21 protein-coding genes and 1 pseudogene are annotated in these 15,510 nt (G+C 65.4%); 20 read left to right on the top strand and 2 right to left on the bottom strand.

Annotation, left to right across the window (positions count from 1 at the left end; all coding sequences use genetic code 11):
* The coding region (locus ACPUER_RS22970; protein ID WP_425132196.1) for a hypothetical protein at positions 1 to 200 on the top strand (200 nt) is incomplete at its 5' end.
* 124 nt (positions 201 to 324) lie between these two features.
* Positions 325 to 575: pseudogene (locus ACPUER_RS22965) on the top strand (PAAR domain-containing protein).
* A 431-nt stretch (positions 576 to 1,006) separates the two neighbouring features.
* Here ACPUER_RS22965 and ACPUER_RS22960 read toward each other — a convergent pair.
* Positions 1,007 to 2,059 carry a phage portal protein gene (locus ACPUER_RS22960; RefSeq protein WP_425132195.1) on the bottom strand — a complete coding sequence of 351 codons (1,053 nt, stop codon included), beginning with the start codon at positions 2,057 to 2,059 and terminating at the stop codon, positions 1,007 to 1,009.
* Entirely contained in the window at positions 2,049 to 3,824 is a 1,776-nt protein-coding gene (locus ACPUER_RS22955) for a terminase ATPase subunit family protein (RefSeq protein ID WP_425132194.1), read from the bottom strand. The genes ACPUER_RS22960 and ACPUER_RS22955 overlap by 11 nt, the downstream gene beginning before the upstream one ends.
* Positions 3,825 to 3,968: 144 nt before the next feature.
* Between ACPUER_RS22955 and ACPUER_RS22950 the strand changes: the two genes are divergently transcribed.
* The 18 genes from ACPUER_RS22950 to ACPUER_RS22865 all read left to right on the top strand — a co-directional run bounded on the left by ACPUER_RS22950 (position 3,969) and on the right by ACPUER_RS22865 (position 15,500).
* A complete protein-coding gene (locus tag ACPUER_RS22950) occupies positions 3,969 to 4,787 on the top strand; it encodes a GPO family capsid scaffolding protein (protein ID WP_425132193.1) in 819 nt (272 codons plus the stop codon).
* Positions 4,788 to 4,823: 36 nt separating this feature from the next.
* Complete coding sequence (locus ACPUER_RS22945; RefSeq protein ID WP_425132192.1) at positions 4,824 to 5,843, top strand: phage major capsid protein, P2 family; 1,020 nt, start codon at positions 4,824 to 4,826, stop codon at positions 5,841 to 5,843.
* The gene (locus ACPUER_RS22940) at positions 5,840 to 6,526 is read left to right on the top strand and encodes a terminase endonuclease subunit (protein ID WP_425132191.1); all 687 of its coding nucleotides are present in this window, start codon (positions 5,840 to 5,842) and stop codon (positions 6,524 to 6,526) included. Before ACPUER_RS22945 ends, ACPUER_RS22940 begins: the two co-directional genes overlap by 4 nt.
* A gap of 104 nt (positions 6,527 to 6,630) precedes the next feature.
* Complete coding sequence (locus ACPUER_RS22935) at positions 6,631 to 7,113, top strand: head completion/stabilization protein (RefSeq protein WP_425132190.1); 483 nt, start codon at positions 6,631 to 6,633, stop codon at positions 7,111 to 7,113.
* Positions 7,113 to 7,325, top strand: a complete 213-nt coding sequence (locus tag ACPUER_RS22930) for a tail protein X (protein WP_059606501.1) — start codon at positions 7,113 to 7,115, stop codon at positions 7,323 to 7,325. The genes ACPUER_RS22935 and ACPUER_RS22930 overlap by 1 nt, the downstream gene beginning before the upstream one ends.
* Positions 7,326 to 7,327: 2 nt before the next feature.
* Positions 7,328 to 7,702 (top strand): phage holin family protein, encoded by a 375-nt coding sequence (locus ACPUER_RS22925; protein WP_425132189.1) that lies wholly within the window; start codon positions 7,328 to 7,330, stop codon positions 7,700 to 7,702.
* Positions 7,702 to 8,022 carry a phage holin family protein gene (locus ACPUER_RS22920; protein WP_425132197.1) on the top strand — a complete coding sequence of 107 codons (321 nt, stop codon included), beginning with the start codon at positions 7,702 to 7,704 and terminating at the stop codon, positions 8,020 to 8,022. The genes ACPUER_RS22925 and ACPUER_RS22920 overlap by 1 nt, the downstream gene beginning before the upstream one ends.
* The gene (locus tag ACPUER_RS22915) at positions 8,015 to 8,815 is read left to right on the top strand and encodes an N-acetylmuramidase domain-containing protein (RefSeq protein ID WP_425132188.1); all 801 of its coding nucleotides are present in this window, start codon (positions 8,015 to 8,017) and stop codon (positions 8,813 to 8,815) included. The genes ACPUER_RS22920 and ACPUER_RS22915 overlap by 8 nt, the downstream gene beginning before the upstream one ends.
* A complete protein-coding gene (locus ACPUER_RS22910) occupies positions 8,812 to 9,315 on the top strand; it encodes a hypothetical protein (RefSeq protein ID WP_425132187.1) in 504 nt (167 codons plus the stop codon). Before ACPUER_RS22915 ends, ACPUER_RS22910 begins: the two co-directional genes overlap by 4 nt.
* Entirely contained in the window at positions 9,312 to 9,722 is a 411-nt protein-coding gene (locus ACPUER_RS22905) for a phage tail protein (RefSeq protein WP_425132186.1), read from the top strand. Before ACPUER_RS22910 ends, ACPUER_RS22905 begins: the two co-directional genes overlap by 4 nt.
* Positions 9,722 to 10,171: a phage virion morphogenesis protein gene (locus tag ACPUER_RS22900; RefSeq protein WP_425132185.1), complete on the top strand. Its 450-nt coding sequence runs from the start codon at positions 9,722 to 9,724 to the stop codon at positions 10,169 to 10,171. The genes ACPUER_RS22905 and ACPUER_RS22900 overlap by 1 nt, the downstream gene beginning before the upstream one ends.
* An 88-nt stretch (positions 10,172 to 10,259) precedes the next feature.
* On the top strand, positions 10,260 to 10,724 hold the full coding sequence (locus ACPUER_RS22895) for a hypothetical protein (protein WP_425132184.1): 465 nt from the start codon (positions 10,260 to 10,262) through the stop codon (positions 10,722 to 10,724).
* 123 nt (positions 10,725 to 10,847) lie between these two features.
* The gene (locus ACPUER_RS22890; RefSeq protein WP_425132183.1) at positions 10,848 to 11,555 is read left to right on the top strand and encodes a phage baseplate assembly protein V; all 708 of its coding nucleotides are present in this window, start codon (positions 10,848 to 10,850) and stop codon (positions 11,553 to 11,555) included.
* Complete coding sequence (locus ACPUER_RS22885) at positions 11,552 to 11,917, top strand: GPW/gp25 family protein (protein WP_425132182.1); 366 nt, start codon at positions 11,552 to 11,554, stop codon at positions 11,915 to 11,917. Before ACPUER_RS22890 ends, ACPUER_RS22885 begins: the two co-directional genes overlap by 4 nt.
* Entirely contained in the window at positions 11,914 to 12,819 is a 906-nt protein-coding gene (locus tag ACPUER_RS22880; RefSeq protein ID WP_425132181.1) for a baseplate J/gp47 family protein, read from the top strand. The genes ACPUER_RS22885 and ACPUER_RS22880 overlap by 4 nt, the downstream gene beginning before the upstream one ends.
* The gene (locus ACPUER_RS22875) at positions 12,812 to 13,363 is read left to right on the top strand and encodes a phage tail protein I (RefSeq protein ID WP_425132180.1); all 552 of its coding nucleotides are present in this window, start codon (positions 12,812 to 12,814) and stop codon (positions 13,361 to 13,363) included. Before ACPUER_RS22880 ends, ACPUER_RS22875 begins: the two co-directional genes overlap by 8 nt.
* Before the next feature lie 5 nt (positions 13,364 to 13,368).
* Positions 13,369 to 15,075: a phage tail protein gene (locus tag ACPUER_RS22870; protein WP_425132179.1), complete on the top strand. Its 1,707-nt coding sequence runs from the start codon at positions 13,369 to 13,371 to the stop codon at positions 15,073 to 15,075.
* Positions 15,072 to 15,500 carry a phage tail assembly chaperone gene (locus ACPUER_RS22865; protein WP_425132178.1) on the top strand — a complete coding sequence of 143 codons (429 nt, stop codon included), beginning with the start codon at positions 15,072 to 15,074 and terminating at the stop codon, positions 15,498 to 15,500. The genes ACPUER_RS22870 and ACPUER_RS22865 overlap by 4 nt, the downstream gene beginning before the upstream one ends.
* Positions 15,501 to 15,510: the final 10 nt, after the last annotated feature.

The following is a 15,510-nucleotide window of genomic DNA, read 5'->3' as shown; positions in this document are numbered from 1 at the left end:
GTGACGAAGCGGGCCTGGACAAGAAAGACGTGAACACGCTGGATATATTCACGCATAGCTATCCCGAAATTCACGCTGGGGTAGCGCTGACACTTGCCGGCGCGCCGGGCACCGATGAGGCGGCCATGCACGAGGCTACACAAGAGGCGGCGCATCTGCTACGCGAGGCTGAATCCACAACAGAGACCGGACGCTCGTGAAGAACGTTACCGGACTTGTGCAACGTGGCCAGCGGCTGGGAGAAAGGCGACGTCGGGAAAAACGTGCAGGACAGCCACCAACGGATCTGGATCACTTATGCCATGTCAATATCGAGTGAATTAAATGATGAACCTAATTCGCGTCGGCGACGACATCGACTACGGCTGCAAGATCGAGACGGGCACCACAACGATGCGTTTCGAGGCCGCTTCGTCGCGCTCAAGGGCGATCGCGTGTCGTGCCCACAGCATCCTGAGGTATCGCCCAGCGTCATCGAGGGTGGTGCCCCATCGATGACGGACGACGGCATATCGATCGCACGGCGCGGCCACCGCGCCACGTGTGGCTGTCACGTGATTCCGAGTCTCGTCTAATTGGTCGCCGGAGCGGGAGGCCCGAGATCGCGAAATGCCGAGACTGCATAACCCGAACGCATAAAAGTGCGTAGAAGAAGCGGCCCGCCGATCGCCGCGCGGCCCGCGCCAGGCGGCCGCCAGCGTCGGACGCATGAGTGCATAAAAGGCGTTCATTTTTGGGAGCAGGTGGGGCGGGGTCACAACTGCGCGCGCCGGGTCGAGATCGCCATCATTCGGGCAGGGGTCCGGCCCCAGAGGATGGCCCGCACGCGCGTCAGACGGCCCGCCACGGCCCTGCTGCATGCCCGGCCGGGCTGCGGGGACAGCCAGCCCGTCGGCCGCTCTGAGGCGCCCTATTCCGCCGCGCCCGTGCAAGGGCGCCAGACGCAAAAAAGCCGCCGGCACCGAAGTGCCCGGCGGCTTTGCTTTGCCAGGTGTGCGCTCGGGCGTCAGCCCTTCGGCATCTCGAAGTCCCTGAACCGCACGACCTCGACCCCGAGCCAATCATTCACCTCCCGGAGCCGCGCCTTCAACGGATCGATCTCGAGACCGTTGAACACCCCGGCCGCCTTCTCCACGTCACCGAACCCGCCGGCGTTCGACGGGATGATCCCCATCAGTTGCGGCGGCACACGGTGCGCCGCGAGCTGATCCTCGACCGTCACCTTCTTGATGTTCCAGAACTCGTCCTTCGCCGCGACCTCGCCGATCGGCAGGAGCTGAATGCCGTCCTTCTTCCCCTTCGGCGCGTACATGAACAGGTTCCGGAAGTTGCCCGGCCCCTTCGCGTTCTTCAGCGCCGAACGCAGATTGTCGACGTCCTCCTGCCGCTCGGCCGCGTCCGTCATGTACAGGATGAAGCCCGCGTGACTGCCGTTCTTGTAGTAGCGCCGGCGGAACAGCGTGGCGCTCTCGTTCAACCAGGTCGAGTTCAGCGCCGACAGATATTCTGGCAGCCCATAAATCTCTTGGTTCAGGTCCGGCTCGAACAGGTGATAGACGGCCCCCTTCGGGAACGCATACGGCTCGCGCACATTCGTCACGAACCAGTACTGATCCGGTTCGACGCCGACCCGCGTGTATTTCGCGAGTGACGACTTCAGCGCCATCGGCGTGCCGAGCCGGTTCGTGCGCAGCTCGAGGTAGCTGTTCGCAAAGACCAGGTACTCGAGCACGAACCGGCTGAAGTCCGCTCGCGACAGTAGCCGATGCTCAACATACGACTGCACCAGGATGTTGCGCTTCACGTAGATGGCCGAGCTGTGGTGTGGAGCGGCCCGGAACGAGCGGGCAAGCCCGTCGAGCGGCAGCGGCGGTTCGTACCAGTTCCCCATCCGCATGCATTCAACATACTCGAGCAGCTCGCGCCGATCCATCACCTCGACCGGATCGCCGAACGAGAAAACTTCCGCGCACGGCGCTGGCGCCGACGTCGAGTCGGCCGCCAGCTCAGCTCGGTCGTGCGTGCGGCGCCCGGCGCCGCGTCGATACTTACGTGACATCAAAAATCTCCATGAATCCGGTATTGGTGCTCGTCGCGCCCTCGAGCGGTTCGTTCGCGAGCGCGTGCATGCAGGCCCAGGCCAGGTCGCCATGGCTCGCCTCTTCCGAGCTGCTCGCCTTGTACGTGACCTGCAGGCCGCTGGGCGTGATGGTTTTCTTGATCGCCATGAACGACGCGGCGAGATCCTTCCAGCCCGTGTCGAACTCGAGCCGGCCCTTGCGGATCACGTTCTGCGCCTTCATCACGAGCGCGGTCTTGATCTCGACCGAGTAGTGGAATGGCGTCGCGGCCGGGAAAAACTTCGTGACGAGCTGGTAGACGCCCTGCCCGATCCCGGTCGTGTCGATGCCGATGTAGGTCACGCGGTAGCGCCTGGTCAATGCCTCGATCTGCGCGGCCTGCGCTTCGAAGTCGAGGCCGTGCCACTGGAACCGCTCGAGCACGCGGAATTTCCCGCCGGGATACTTCGGCGGCGCCAAGACCACGCATCCGGCACTGTCGCCCGTGTGCGATGGGTCGTAACCGATCCACACCTCTTCGCCGCCGAACGGACGCAGGTACAGCGGCTTGAAGTCGTCCCACACCTCCCACGTGTCGACCATGCACGTCTGCAACGTCGCGAGAGGGAAGACCGACAGCGAATCGTCAATGAACTGGCACAGCAGCAGGTTCGAGAATTCTTCCGCGCTGTATTCGAGACGCAGGCGGTCCAGGTTGAACAGCGGCCGCGCTCCACTGTTGCAGCCGCCGCGCACGGCGTCCTCGACGGTCACGATCTGGCGCCATTGACCATCCGGGCACGACCGCCCCCCGACTAGCGCCGCGTGCGACACGTCGATCGATACCTGTTGATCCTTGGACCTGCCGCGGTTGAACAGCTTCCCGGTCCAGAATGGATAGGCTTCGTGCGCGAGGCTCGACGGCGTCGAGAAATACGTCTGCCGCCAGTGATTGTGAATCGCCATGCCCGACGCGACCTTGCGCAGGTCCTGGAAGCGCGGCACCCAGAAGTACTCGTCGAAATACAGGTTGCCGTGATAGCTCTGCGCCGTGCGCGCATTCGTGCCGAGGAAGTACAGCGTCGCGCCGTTCGGCAGCACGATCGGGTCGCCCTTCAGCTCGACGCCGACTGCATCCTTCGCGAACTGGACGATGTACTGCCGGAACACGTGCGCCTGCGCCTTACTGGCCGACAGAAAAATCTGGTTGCGGCCGGTGTTCAACGCGTCCAGCAGCGCCTCGCGCGCGAAGTACCAGGTCGCGCCGATCTGCCGGCTCTTGAGAATGTTGCGAATCCGCTCTTTGAAGCCGGCCCGATACCAGGTGCGCTGATAGTCGAAGATCGATTCGAGAAACGCGTCGTTGAGCTTCTCGGCCTGCTCTTCGCTGAACGCGTTGCGATCGTCCGAGCTGCGCGACCGGCGCGTGCCGCCCGCGCTCCCGGATTCGCTCACCTTTGCATCGTTCGCCGGACGCGAGCGCAGTCGGTCGAGCTGACGCGTCAGCAGGTCGATCTCCTTGAAGTCGCGCCCTTCCTTCGCCTCCTTCGTGACGAGCTTTATCAGCTGCGCCTCGATCGTCATGTTGACGCGGTCAACCGGCTCGGTCTCGTCCCATCCATCGCGCTTTTTCCAGCTATAGAGCGTGGCCGGCTTCACGCCGAGCAGCTCGGCGATGCGCGCGATGCGATACCCCTGCCAGTACAGGTCGCGTGCGCGTCGGCGTGGATCAACGTCGGATGAATCAATGGGAAGTGCAGTCATGCAGCAAGGCTACCGACGCGCGCGCGTAGGCCCTACTGCATACGGTTGTATCGGTTGCGCGCACAACCAACATGCGTTGCGACACCGGTTCGAACTGCCGAAACTGGAATCCCTGCACACAGCACCCTCTCAGCGGATTCGCACATGGCACAGGACGCAAAGAAGATGAAGTTTTTCTGCATCGCGACGGAAGGCGCGACCACGGACGGTCGCACGATCGATCGCACGATGCTCGAACAGATGGCGAGCAGCTACGACCCGAAGACGTACGGCGCGCGCATCAACATGGAACACATTCGCGGCATGTATCCGGACAGCACGTTCCGCGCGTACGGCGACGTGATCGCGCTGAAGACCGAGGAGCAGGACGGCAAGCTGCGCTTGCTCGCGCAGCTCTCGCCGACGAAGGACCTGGTCGAATTGACGACCGTGCAGCGCCAGAAGGTCTATTCGTCGATGGAGGTCGACCCGGACTTCGCCGGCACCGGCGAGGCATACCTGGTTGGCCTCGCCGTCACCGACAACCCGGCGAGCCTCGGGACCGAAATGCTTGCCTTCAGTGCGCAGCACAAGGCATTCGACACGCGCAAACAGCGCCCGGTAAACCTCTTCAGCGCGGCAGTCGAGGCAGTGATCGAGCTCGATGAGGAAACGCCGCGCACGAGCGACGCCGGCAAGTCGCTGTTCTCGAAGGTGCGGGGCCTGCTGAACCGCAAGGAAGCGACCGACGACCAGCGTTTTTCCGACCTGTCGCAATCGGTCGTCGCGCTCGCGGAAAGCCAGAGCCAGGTGCTCGAGCAGCTCGAGAAGTTCAACACGAACTTCGCCGAGCTGCAGCGCGCGCAGCAGGCCGGCGACAAGCGCCATAGCGAGCTGGTCAAGAAACTTTCGCGCACCGACAGCAGCGAGCAACAGCGGCCGATGTCGACGGGCAGCGACAACGGGGCGCAGACCGACTGCTAACCCGCCCTCATCCCATTTCCCATAGACGGAGAACCCATGCGGAACACTACCCGCGAGCAGTACAACCGGTACCTGGCCCGCATCCAGGAACTGAACGGCGTCAGCGATGCGACGAAGAAGTTTTCGGTTGCGCCGAGCGTGCAGCAAACGCTCGAAACGAAGATCCAGGAATCGAGCGCATTCCTCGGCCGAATCAACATCCACGGCGTCGAGGAAATGGAAGGCGAGAAGATCGGCCTCGGTGTATCCGGCCCGATCGCGAGCCGCACCGATACGACCAAGCGCGCGCGTGAGACGCGCGACGTCTCGGCACTCGACAACCAGAAATACCGCTGCGAGAAGACGAACTACGATACGCACATCCGCTATCAGCAGCTCGATGCGTGGGCGAAGTTCCCGGACTTCCAGGCGCGTCTGCGCGACTCCATCATCCTTCGCCAGGCACTCGATCGCATCATGATCGGCTGGAACGGCGTACAGGTTGCGGCCGACACCGACCTCAACGCGAACCCGCTGCTGCAGGACGTCAACATTGGCTGGCTTCAGCAGTACCGCAACAACGCGAAGCAACGCGTGTTCTCGGGCGTGAAGATCGGCAAGGGCGAGGAATTCAAGAATCTCGACGCCGTCGTGACGCTCGCGCGCAACGAATTCCTCGACCCGTGGTACGCCGAAGACCCGAATCTCGTCGTGATCTGCGGCCGCGAGCTGCTCCAGGACAAGTACTTCCCGCTCATCAACCAGGCGCAGCCGTCGACCGAAACGCTCGCAACCGACATTGTCGTATCTCAGAAGCGCGTCGGGAACCTGCCGGCCGTGGCGGTCCCGTACTTCCCGCCGCACGCGCTGATGGTTACGCGTCTGGACAACCTGTCGATCTACTGGCAAATCAGCGCGCGCCGTCGCTCGCTGAAGGAGGTGCCCGAGCGCGATCGTATCGAGAACTATGAAAACTCGAACGATGCGTACGTGGTCGAGCAGTACGGCGCGGGCTGCGTGGTCGAGAACATCCAGCTCGCCGACGCTGCCCCGGCCGCTCCGCAAGGTGGCGCATGACGAACCCGTTCCGCCAACACTTCCAGCGCACCGTCGCGGCCACGGCCGCGCGCGGTACGCCGACGAGTGTCGGCGGGCTGCGCGACGATTCAGCGTACACGCTGATGCTCGCGCAGCTCGACGAACACCGCCGGGCGCTGAAGGCTGTCGAGTCGCTCGAGCGCAAGGCCGACCTGAAGCGGCAGTTCCTGCCCGCATACGACGCGTGGGTCACCGGCGTACTGGACGGCGCGGCCGGCGCCCAGGACGACGTGCTGATGACGATCATGGTTTGGCGCGTCGACGTCGGCGACTTCCAGGGCGCACTCGAGATCGGCGCGTACGCGTTGCGTCACAGCCTCACGCTGCCCGACCAGTACAAGCGCAGCACGCCGTGCCTGCTGGTCGAGGAATTTGCCGAAGCCGCGCTGCGTGCGAACCGGGCGGGCGAGGCGATCCAGGTCGAGCCGCTGCTGGACATCGAGCAGCTCACCGCATTGGCCGACATGCCCGACGAGGTGCGCGCGAAGCTGCACAAGGCGATCGGCTACGGCCTGGCCGCCACCCATCCGGCGAGCGCCCTCGATCACCTGCGCCGCGCGTTGCAGCTCTTCGCGAACGTGGGCGTGAAGAAGGACATCGAGCGGCTCGAGCGCGAGCTGAAGAATTCCGCCAACGGGGGCCAGTCCGGCCCCGGTGGCTGACACCGAGCGTACCCCGCGCACCAGGCGGCACGGGGCCGTAGCCGGCACTGTCCGCGCGAAAGCCCCGTCCACCGCCTCTACCGATCAACCTGACGAACCCGACCATGTCTTTTGTCTCGACCCCGCCGCTGCCGCGCGCGCCGGCGGATGCGGAACCCGCCGAGCCGATCAAGAACGACCCGTTCTATCCGGATGTGTCGCTCGAGCACGCGCGCGACACGATGCGCCTCGACGGGTCGATCACCGACGCCCGCCTGCGGCACGAGCTGCTCGCCGCGATCGCCGAGGTAAACGACGAGCTGCGCGGCGCACGCGCGGCGTGGCGCGATGCCGGCATCGCGTGCCTGGCCGACGTGCCGGCCGACCAGCTCGACGACGAAAGCGTACGGCTGCAGCACTACCGGCGCGCGGTGTATTGCCTGGCGAAGGCGACGCTCATCGAGCGGTACCGCGACTACGACACGACAGGCGATGGCGCACGCCGCGCGGACGAGCTGGAGCCCCAGGGCGAAGAGCTGCGCCGTGACGCCCGCTGGGCAATCAGCGACATCATCGGCCGCCCTCGCATGACGGTGGAGCTGATCTGATGGAGGTGCGGGCGCTCCAGGGGGAAACCATCGACGCGCTTTGCTGGCGCGTGCTCGGCCGCACGCGCGGCGTCGTCGAAGCGGTGCTCGACCTCAACCGGGACCTGGCGCAGTACGGCCCGATCCTGCCTCACGGGCTGCTCGTCGAGCTGCCCGACGAAGTACCGCAACCGGCGCAATCCGGCGCCGAGCGGCTCCAGTTATGGGACTGAGAATGGCTGAACCTATTTCCACGTCGTCCGCGACGGTCGCGGCGCTCGGCGTCGCCACGCTGTCGCTGTTTCCCGGCGTCGACGCCAACGTCGTCATGGGCGCGTTCGCCGGCTCGCTGTTGTTCGTGATGACCGCGGCCGACCCGTCGATCCCGAAGCGCATCGCGTTCTTCGTGATCTCGTTCGTCGCCGGCTGCCTCACGGCCGAGCTGTTCGCCGCCGCACTCGACGCCATGTTGCCGGCCCGCGTCGAGGTACACGCCGGCATCGGCGCGCTGATCGCGTCCGCGCTCGTCGTGAAACTGCTGCTGTGGCTGATCGCCCAGGCCGATGCGCCCGATCGGCTGCTGAACGTGTTCAAGGGGAGGGAAAAGTGATGCTCACGACCGTCTACGTGCTGTTGTGCGCGGCGATCGCGCTGCGCCTGGTGACCTTCCGTCGCGGCTCGAGCGCCCATCGGCCGCTCGCGTCGTGCCTGGCCTACGCGATTGCGGTCGCCGCCGGCGCCGCGCCGATCCGCGCCGCGTTCGGCATGCTGCCGCCGGCGAACCTCGCCGACACGGTGCTGGTCGGCGTCTTGTGCCTCGCCGTGTACGGCGTGCGCGGCAACGTCGTCGAGCTGTTCCACCGTGGCAACCCGCGCGACTCGCTGATCGCGCGCATGCTGCAATTCAAGGTGTGGGGGCGCCATGTATAAGACCCTTCGCCTGGGCGACCGTGGCGCCGACGTTGGCTACCTGCAGCGCCAGCTCGTCGCCGCCGGCGCGCGCCTCGACACCGACGCGATCTACGGTAGCGCGACCCGTAGCGCCGTCATGGCGTTCCAGGCATCGCACAGCCTGGTCGCGGACGGCATCGCCGGCCCGAAGACCCGGTCAACGCTCGCGGCCGGCCGGCGCGACCCGCGACACCTGACCGACGCGGATCTGCAACGTGCAGCCGATCGGCTGCAGGTCGATCTCGCAGCCGTGCGCGCCGTCAACGAGGTGGAATCGCGCGGTGCCGGGTTCCTGCCGGACGGTCGGCCCGTGATCCTGTACGAGCGGCACATCATGTACCGCCAGCTCGCGACGGCCGGCATGGACGCGGATGCACTGGCGGCGAAGTATCCGGCGCTGGTCAACCCGAAGCGCGGCGGCTACGCCGGCGACGCGGCGGAATATGCGCGCCTGGCGAGCGCGTCGCAGATTTCGGCCGCGTGCGCGCTCGAGGCGACGAGCTGGGGCGCGTTCCAAATCATGGGCTACCACTGGAAGGCGCTCGGCTATCCGGACGTGTTCGCCTTCGTCGACGCAATGAAGGTCAGCGAGGCCGAGCAGCTCGAGGCGTTCGTCCGCTTCATCCTCGCCGATAAGACGCTGCTGGCCGCGCTGCGCGGCCGGAAGTGGGCGAAGTTCGCCGAGCTGTACAACGGCCGCGCGTACGCGGAAAACCTGTACGACGTGAAACTCGAACGGGCGTTTGACCGCTACAGCCGGGCGGCCGCGTGACGACCGGCGCCCGCATCTTCGTCGTCGGTGCGATCGCGCTGGTCGCCGCGGTCGCCGTCATCGCGATCCAGCATGCGCGCCTGGTCAACGCCGGCCAGCGCGCCGACGATCTCGCGCGCGACGTGCGCGAGCGGACGGCCGAGCGCGACGCGGCACGCCGCGACGTGAAGGTCGTCACGCAGTACGTCGACCGCGTCCAGGTCATCCGTGAGAAGGGCTACACCATCATCAAGGAGGTTCCCGTCTATGTCGATCGCGAAGCCGATCGTGCTTGTACTGTCCCTGTCGGCTTTGTGCGCGTGCACGACAGCGCCGCCGCCAACATGCCGGTGGGCGATCCCGGAAGCGCTGATGCGGCCCCCTCGGGCGTTGCGCTCTCTGCCGTCGCCGCAACCGTCGCCAGCAACTACACCACCTGTCACGAAAACGCCGAGCAACTGATCGCGCTGCAGGCCCGCGTGCGCGATGGTGACGAAGCGCACGAGGAACCGGCACCATGAACAAGCCCAACAGCCTGCGCGCGGCGCTCACCACCGCCCTGCCCGAGTTCGCGCGTAATCCCGACCGGCTGCACATCTTCATCGAACACGGGTCGATTGCCGTCACCGCTGCAAAGTCCCTGTCGTTCGAGTACGCGTACACGCTCGACATCGTCGTGACCGACTACGCCGACCATTCGGATCACCTGATGGTGCCGATCATCGCCTGGCTGAAGATCCACCAGCCCGAGCTGCTGCTGAACCGCGACCTCTGCCGCGACGGGTTCAAGTTCCAGGCCGAGCTGCTCGACAACGGGAAATCCGACGTCGAGATTCTGCTGAAGCTGACCGAGCGCGTCGGCGTGCTCGAGCGGCCAGACGGCTACGAGATTCGCCACTTCGGCGAGCCGCCGATCGCGGGGGCTTGATGGTCGACCGACTGTCCCGCGCCGAGGAATGGGCGTCCGGCCTGCTCGGTCAACTCGCACCCGCGCAGCGCGCGATCTTGGCGAAAGGGCTAGCCGTCGAGCTGCGCCGGCGCCATTCGCGGCGCATCGCCGAGGCTCGCAACCCGGACGGCAGCCGGTACGCGCCGCGCAAGCCGCAGGCCCGGCGCAAGAAAGGCCGCATCCGCCGCGCGATGTTCGCGAAGCTGCGCACCGCCCGCTTCCTCAAAACCGCGTCGAGCGCCGACGCGTCGGTGCTGCATTTCACGCGCCAGGTCGAGCGTATTGCGCGTGTCCACCAAGAGGGCCTGCGCGACCGCGTCGAACGCAACGGCCCTGTCGTTCAGTATCCGGCGCGCGAGCTGCTCGGTCTGGCCGACGCGGATGTCGATCGAATCGCGGATCTCGTCCTTGACTTCGTTTCTCGGTAGCGAGACCTAGCCACCTGCAGGCTACCGGGGGGCTTGCACGGGCCTAGGCGGGACGCCAGAATAGGCGCTCCACGACAAGGAGACCATCGTGTCAATAATCGATACGGACGAAGCAGTCCGCACGGACCAACGCCTGTCCCAAGGTGGGTATCTGAACTCTGCTGTCGAGTTCTTTAAGACCGAGGTGATTCGCGTTCTGAACCAGGAACAAAACAAGTTGCCGGGTACGTACGCAAGCGCAAACACCGAAAGCCGCACGGTCGATATCGCAACCCCGCATGGCGATGTCGTGTTGTCTTGCGAATATGGCTGGTTGGCTGATCACCTTGCGGCTCGCCTCACCTTCACTGCTGTTCGCCAGGAGCTGGACAAGCGCGTCACGGGCGCAGAAATCCTGTCCGTTGTCGTCAATGCAAACTCGGTCATCGTGAGGGTCGACAAAGCCATACAGCTTCATAAAATCGGCCCCGGCTCAATGAACAATCGGATCTTCGACGAGATCGTTCTCCTCATGCTCTCGAAGCTGCAGGGCAGCCTGCAGGTCTTTCAGTAACGCACCGGAAAGTAACAGCCACGTGCCCGCCGATCGATTGCTCGGCGGGCTTTTTCGTTGTGCCACGGTCGGCCACAACCACATCCGCGTGACCCTCTCCCGCGCGCGCGGCATCCTCGCCGCATGGATGATTTTGCCGACCTGAACCGCCGTCTCGAAAGCATGCTGCGCGAGGGCACCGTGATCGACGTTGACCACGACGCCCGCCGCGTGCGCGTGGAATCGGGCGGCCTGCAAACCGATTGGATCCGCTGGCTCACGCTCCGCACCGGCGACAGCATCACCTGGGATCCGCCTTCGAAGGACGAGCCCGGGTTGCTCATGTGCCCGTCCGGCGAACCGACGACCGCCCTGTTTCTTTCCGGCGTCTATCGCGACGGCCACGACGCGCCGAGCTCGAGCCCAACGCAGCACGTCCGCGCCTACCGGGACGGCGCGCGCATCTCGTATGACTTCGCAACGCACGCGCTCACTGCCACGCTGCCGGCAGGCGCAACCGTGAACGTCGCCGCTCCTGGCAGCGTCACGGTCGAAACCAATACCGCGACCGTCAAGGCGAAATCCGTCACGCTCGACGCCGACGATACGACTGTGACGGGCTCGCTGCTCGTGAAGGGACCGCTCACGTTCGAATCTGGCGCGACCGGCAAGAATGGGAGTAGCGCGGGCGGTGGCGGCTCCGTGATCGAAATTCAGGGCAGCGCCCACTTCACCGGCACCGTGACCGCTGACGTCGACGTACGCTCGCGGAACGTCAGCCTCGTGGAGCATCCGCACCAGGCGCAAGGCGAATTCGCCACGACCTCGAAACCGATCGCGGGTGGCGCATGATCGGTATGAACGCCCGCACCGGCCGCGCGATCGCCGGCCAGGCTCACATCGAGCAATCCGTCGCGGACATCCTTTTCACGCCGCTCGGCACGCGCGTGATGCGCCGCGACTACGGTTCGCTGGTGCCCGAGTTGATCGACGGCCCTGTCAATCCGCTGATGCGCATGCGCGTGATGGCGGCGTCCGTCATGGCGCTGGCCCGGTGGGAGCCGCGCATCCAGGTCAACCAGGTGGACTTCGGTAGCACGGGCATCGACGGCGGCGCCGTGCTCGAGCTGCAAGGCGAGCGCACGGACGGCCCGCGCGCCGGCTCGCCCTTCTCCATGCGCCTGCCGGCGACGAACGGTCGAGGTGCGGCATGAGAACGACGCCGATCGACCTGTCGCAGCTCCCGGCCCCGGACATCGTCGACGAACTCGACTACGAAACGATCCTGGCCGAGAAGAAGGCACGCCTGGTCTCGCTGTACCCGAAGGAACAGCAAGCCGAGATCGCGGCCGCGCTCGAGCTCGAATCCGAGCCGATGGTGAAGCTGCTGCAGGAAGGCGCGTACGAAAAGATGCTGCTGCTGGCGCTCATGAACGAGAAAGCGCGCGGCCTGCTGCTCGCGTATGCGAAACGTACGACGCTCGAGCACATCGCCGCTCTGTTCGACGTCGAGCGCCTGCTGATCTCGCCGGGCGATCCGGACAAGGGTATCGATCCCGTCTACGAGGACGACGATAGCCTGCGCGAACGCGTCCATCTCGCGCCGCGCGGATTTTCTGTCGCCGGCCCTACTGATGCGTACGTGTTCCACGCGCGCGCCGCTGACGGGCGCGTGAAAGCGGCCACCGCCTACAGCCCCTCGCCATGCGTGATGATCGTCACGCTTCTGTCGCGCGAAGGCGACGGCACGGCCAGCCAGGAGCTGATCGACATCGTCAAGAAAGTGCTGAAAAAGAAGCGACCGCAGGCCGACGAGGTCATCGTGCAGAGCGCGAAGATCGTCCGGTACGCGATCCGCGCGACGCTGCGCTTCTTCGACGGTCCGGATCGCGCGGTCGCGCTCGCGGAAGCGCTAAAGAAGACGCAGCAGTTCGCCGACTCAATGCACCGCCCCGGTTCGGAGATCACGAAGGACGGCTTGTACGCGTCGATGCGCGTCGCCGGCGTCCAGAAGGTGCTGCTCGATTCGCCGGCCGAAGGTGTGCCCATCGCGATCGACCAGGCGCCGTACTGCACGGGTATCGAGCTGAAGGACGGTGGGGTGGCCGATGACTAAGTTCGCCCCCTCGCTGCTGCCACCGAACGCGACCGCGCTTGAGCGGCGCCTGGCCGAGGCCAACGCGGACGTGCGCGACATCCCGGTCGAGATCGACACGCTGATGGACCCGGATCGGATTCCGCTGCGCTTCCTGCCCTGGCTCGCCTGGCACATGGGCGTCGACACCTGGCGCGACGAATGGCCCGAGCAGGTGAAGCGCGCCCGCGTGAAAACCGCAATCCGCATTGCTCGCAAGAAGGGTACAGCAGACGCCGTGCGCGACGTCTGCGCGTCGTTCGGCACGAACGTGATGATGCGCGAGTGGTTCGAGATGAAGCCGCGCGGCGTCCCAGGCACGTTCGAGATCGTGATGACGGTCGGCAGCCGTGACGGCGCGCCGGCCACCGCGCAGTACGTCAACGACATCCGGGCCGAGGTCGATCGCGCGAAGCGCGGGACCGCCCACTACACCTTCACGCAGGGCTTCAGCATGACCGGCTCGATCGGCGTCGCGTGCGGCGTGCGCGCGGCCGTCTATTGCCGCCTCTCTCTCACGGACTAACGAACATGGCTGGAAACCTCATCTACATCACGGACGCCGGCCGCGCCGCACTGGTGGCGCCCGGCAACACCGGGACGACCGCGCGCCAGGTCACGCAGATTGGCATCGCCACAGCGACGTTCGTGTTCAAGCCGGAAATGATCGCGCTGCCGAACGAGCTGAAGCGCATCACGACGTTCGGCGGCGATACCGTCGCGAAGGACACGATTCACATCGTGATCCAGGACGACAGCGCGGACCAGTACACGCTGTATGGCTTCGGGCTGTACCTGGACAACGGCGTGCTGTTCGGCGTCTACGTGCAGAACGATCCGATCCTCGAAAAAGCGTCGGCCTCTATGCTGCTACTGGCCGCCGATACCGTGTTCGCCTCGATCGATGTGTCGAAGCTGGTTTTCGGACCGACGTCGTTCCTCAATCCGCCGGCGACCACCGAGCGTAAGGGCGTCGTCGAGCTGGCGACGCAGGCAGAGGTCGACGCCGGCGCTGATGACACGCGTGCCGTGACGCCGAAGACCGCAGCCGCGCGGTATGCGCCGCTCGCCAGCCCCGCAATCACCGGTTCGGCGACCATCACGTCCGCGCCTGGCGATACCGATGCGCAGCTCGCAATCAAGGGGCAGGCCGACGCGCTGAACCGGGAAGCGAAGTTGCGCCTCTACGGCACCTTTGGCTCGGCGAACATCGACACCAGTACTCGCCTCATCGCATCCATCCGCGCGGCATTTACTGGCGGCGCCTGGGGCCGGGAGTCGGTCGGGTTCTGGATCAACGACACGGCGAACGACGCCGCGAGCGACGCGAAGCAAAAGCGCGTGATGAATCTGACGGCAACCGGGGTTCAGATCGACGGCGGCCTGAGCACGTCCGCACGACCGACGTGGGCCGGTGCGACGCCGTGGGACAGCGCGAACGTCACGCCGCTCGACAAGAACGCCGGAGGCCAAGTCAACGCAACCGTGACGCTGTACGGCGCCGGCGACTACGGATCGCAGCTCGTCTTCAACTCGAACGGGTATACACCGCGGGTTCAGGTGCAGGCGTCGAAGGCGACGTGGATGGTAACGAACGGCACGAATACGGCCGCGAACCTATCGGTCACCGATGGCGGCACGGTCATCGCACGCGGCGAGTTGAAGGCCGGTGGCGGTACGTCGCTGGTCGCGCCGGACGGAAACCTGAACGGGAGCCAGTGGGGCGGATGGCTCTCTAACTTCCTGCCGAACAATTACGTCAACCGCGCCGGGAGCACGATGTGGGGCCGCCTGTCACTCACGCGTGATGGATGGCAAGCCGATATCGGGCTGCGCAACAACCGGCCCGGTTTCGATTCGTGGACTTATCTGCGTGCTCGCGACAACGGCGGCGTCGAAGTCATCAACTCGGCCTACAACTCGGTGACGTGGGGCGTCGACGACTGGGGCACGATGTACATGCGCGGCCAGCAGATCCTCAATACAGACGGCAATCTGTTCTGCTCGTATCGCGGCGCGTGGATGAACACCATCCTCGACGATCTGTACAACCGCGACAACTCGAAGGCCAACGCCGGCGCACGGGTGCAGTGGGATTCCGGCGTGAACAATTTCGGCACCATCGATCGCCTCAACGGCGCACTGCCCGCACCGTGGGTCGTGTGCGGCTTGAGCGGCCCGGGCAACGGCACAGCCAACGCGATCGTTGTCTACGGCGTAGTTTTGAGGAACCAATGACGAACACGAACACCATGCTCCACGTCGAGCAAGCGGCTTTCATTCTCGCGAAGAAATTCCCGAACCTCGTGCGCTGCCGTGATTACTGGGTCGCGCACCCGGTACACAAGCAAACGTTCGAGCAGATCAAGACGGCGTGGGTGCCGATCTGGTTGCCGGTCGGCATCCCACAGCCAACACCGGCCGACCTGCTCGCGTGGTGGCCCGAGTTCGAAGCGGAATACGCGCTCATCGAAGCATCGGAAAACGTCCGCCAACAGCGCGACACGCTGTTCGCTGAAGTCGACCCGCTCGTCGAGCGCGCGGCGGATGCTGGCGACGCCGATCGGGAAGTGGCACTTCGGCGCTATCGCGCTGCGCTACGCGACGTGCCACAGCAGGTCGGCTTTCCGCTCGACGTCGTCTGGCCGCAGTTTCCCGCGTAGTCGCCCAGGG

It is taken from the genome of Burkholderia sp. DN3021 (genome assembly GCF_049805555.1).
In the GTDB taxonomy this organism is placed as follows: domain Bacteria; phylum Pseudomonadota; class Gammaproteobacteria; order Burkholderiales; family Burkholderiaceae; genus Burkholderia; species Burkholderia pyrrocinia_C.
The sequence above is the reverse complement of the archived record's forward strand: the minus strand, read 5'-3'. Positions and strand labels throughout refer to the sequence as shown.

What these genes read in the sequence shown, in the direction of transcription:
- ACPUER_RS22935 (WP_425132190.1), top strand. Translation starts at nt 6,631, where the DNA reads ATGTCTTTTGTCTCGACCCCGCCGCTGCCGCGCGCGCCGGCGGATGCG.
- ACPUER_RS22890 (WP_425132183.1), top strand. Translation starts at nt 10,848, where the DNA reads ATGGATGATTTTGCCGACCTGAACCGCCGTCTCGAAAGCATGCTGCGC.
- ACPUER_RS22880 (WP_425132181.1), top strand. Translation starts at nt 11,914, where the DNA reads ATGAGAACGACGCCGATCGACCTGTCGCAGCTCCCGGCCCCGGACATC.
- ACPUER_RS22940 (WP_425132191.1), top strand. Translation starts at nt 5,840, where the DNA reads ATGACGAACCCGTTCCGCCAACACTTCCAGCGCACCGTCGCGGCCACG.
- ACPUER_RS22915 (WP_425132188.1), top strand. Translation starts at nt 8,015, where the DNA reads ATGTATAAGACCCTTCGCCTGGGCGACCGTGGCGCCGACGTTGGCTAC.
- ACPUER_RS22925 (WP_425132189.1), top strand. Translation starts at nt 7,328, where the DNA reads ATGGCTGAACCTATTTCCACGTCGTCCGCGACGGTCGCGGCGCTCGGC.
- ACPUER_RS22955 (WP_425132194.1), bottom strand. Translation starts at nt 3,824, where the DNA reads ATGACTGCACTTCCCATTGATTCATCCGACGTTGATCCACGCCGACGC.
- ACPUER_RS22875 (WP_425132180.1), top strand. Translation starts at nt 12,812, where the DNA reads ATGACTAAGTTCGCCCCCTCGCTGCTGCCACCGAACGCGACCGCGCTT.
- ACPUER_RS22885 (WP_425132182.1), top strand. Translation starts at nt 11,552, where the DNA reads ATGATCGGTATGAACGCCCGCACCGGCCGCGCGATCGCCGGCCAGGCT.
- ACPUER_RS22900 (WP_425132185.1), top strand. Translation starts at nt 9,722, where the DNA reads ATGGTCGACCGACTGTCCCGCGCCGAGGAATGGGCGTCCGGCCTGCTC.
- ACPUER_RS22865 (WP_425132178.1), top strand. Translation starts at nt 15,072, where the DNA reads ATGACGAACACGAACACCATGCTCCACGTCGAGCAAGCGGCTTTCATT.
- ACPUER_RS22930 (WP_059606501.1), top strand. Translation starts at nt 7,113, where the DNA reads ATGGAGGTGCGGGCGCTCCAGGGGGAAACCATCGACGCGCTTTGCTGG.
- ACPUER_RS22920 (WP_425132197.1), top strand. Translation starts at nt 7,702, where the DNA reads ATGCTCACGACCGTCTACGTGCTGTTGTGCGCGGCGATCGCGCTGCGC.
- ACPUER_RS22950 (WP_425132193.1), top strand. Translation starts at nt 3,969, where the DNA reads ATGGCACAGGACGCAAAGAAGATGAAGTTTTTCTGCATCGCGACGGAA.
- ACPUER_RS22905 (WP_425132186.1), top strand. Translation starts at nt 9,312, where the DNA reads ATGAACAAGCCCAACAGCCTGCGCGCGGCGCTCACCACCGCCCTGCCC.
- ACPUER_RS22960 (WP_425132195.1), bottom strand. Translation starts at nt 2,059, where the DNA reads ATGTCACGTAAGTATCGACGCGGCGCCGGGCGCCGCACGCACGACCGA.
- ACPUER_RS22945 (WP_425132192.1), top strand. Translation starts at nt 4,824, where the DNA reads ATGCGGAACACTACCCGCGAGCAGTACAACCGGTACCTGGCCCGCATC.
- ACPUER_RS22870 (WP_425132179.1), top strand. Translation starts at nt 13,369, where the DNA reads ATGGCTGGAAACCTCATCTACATCACGGACGCCGGCCGCGCCGCACTG.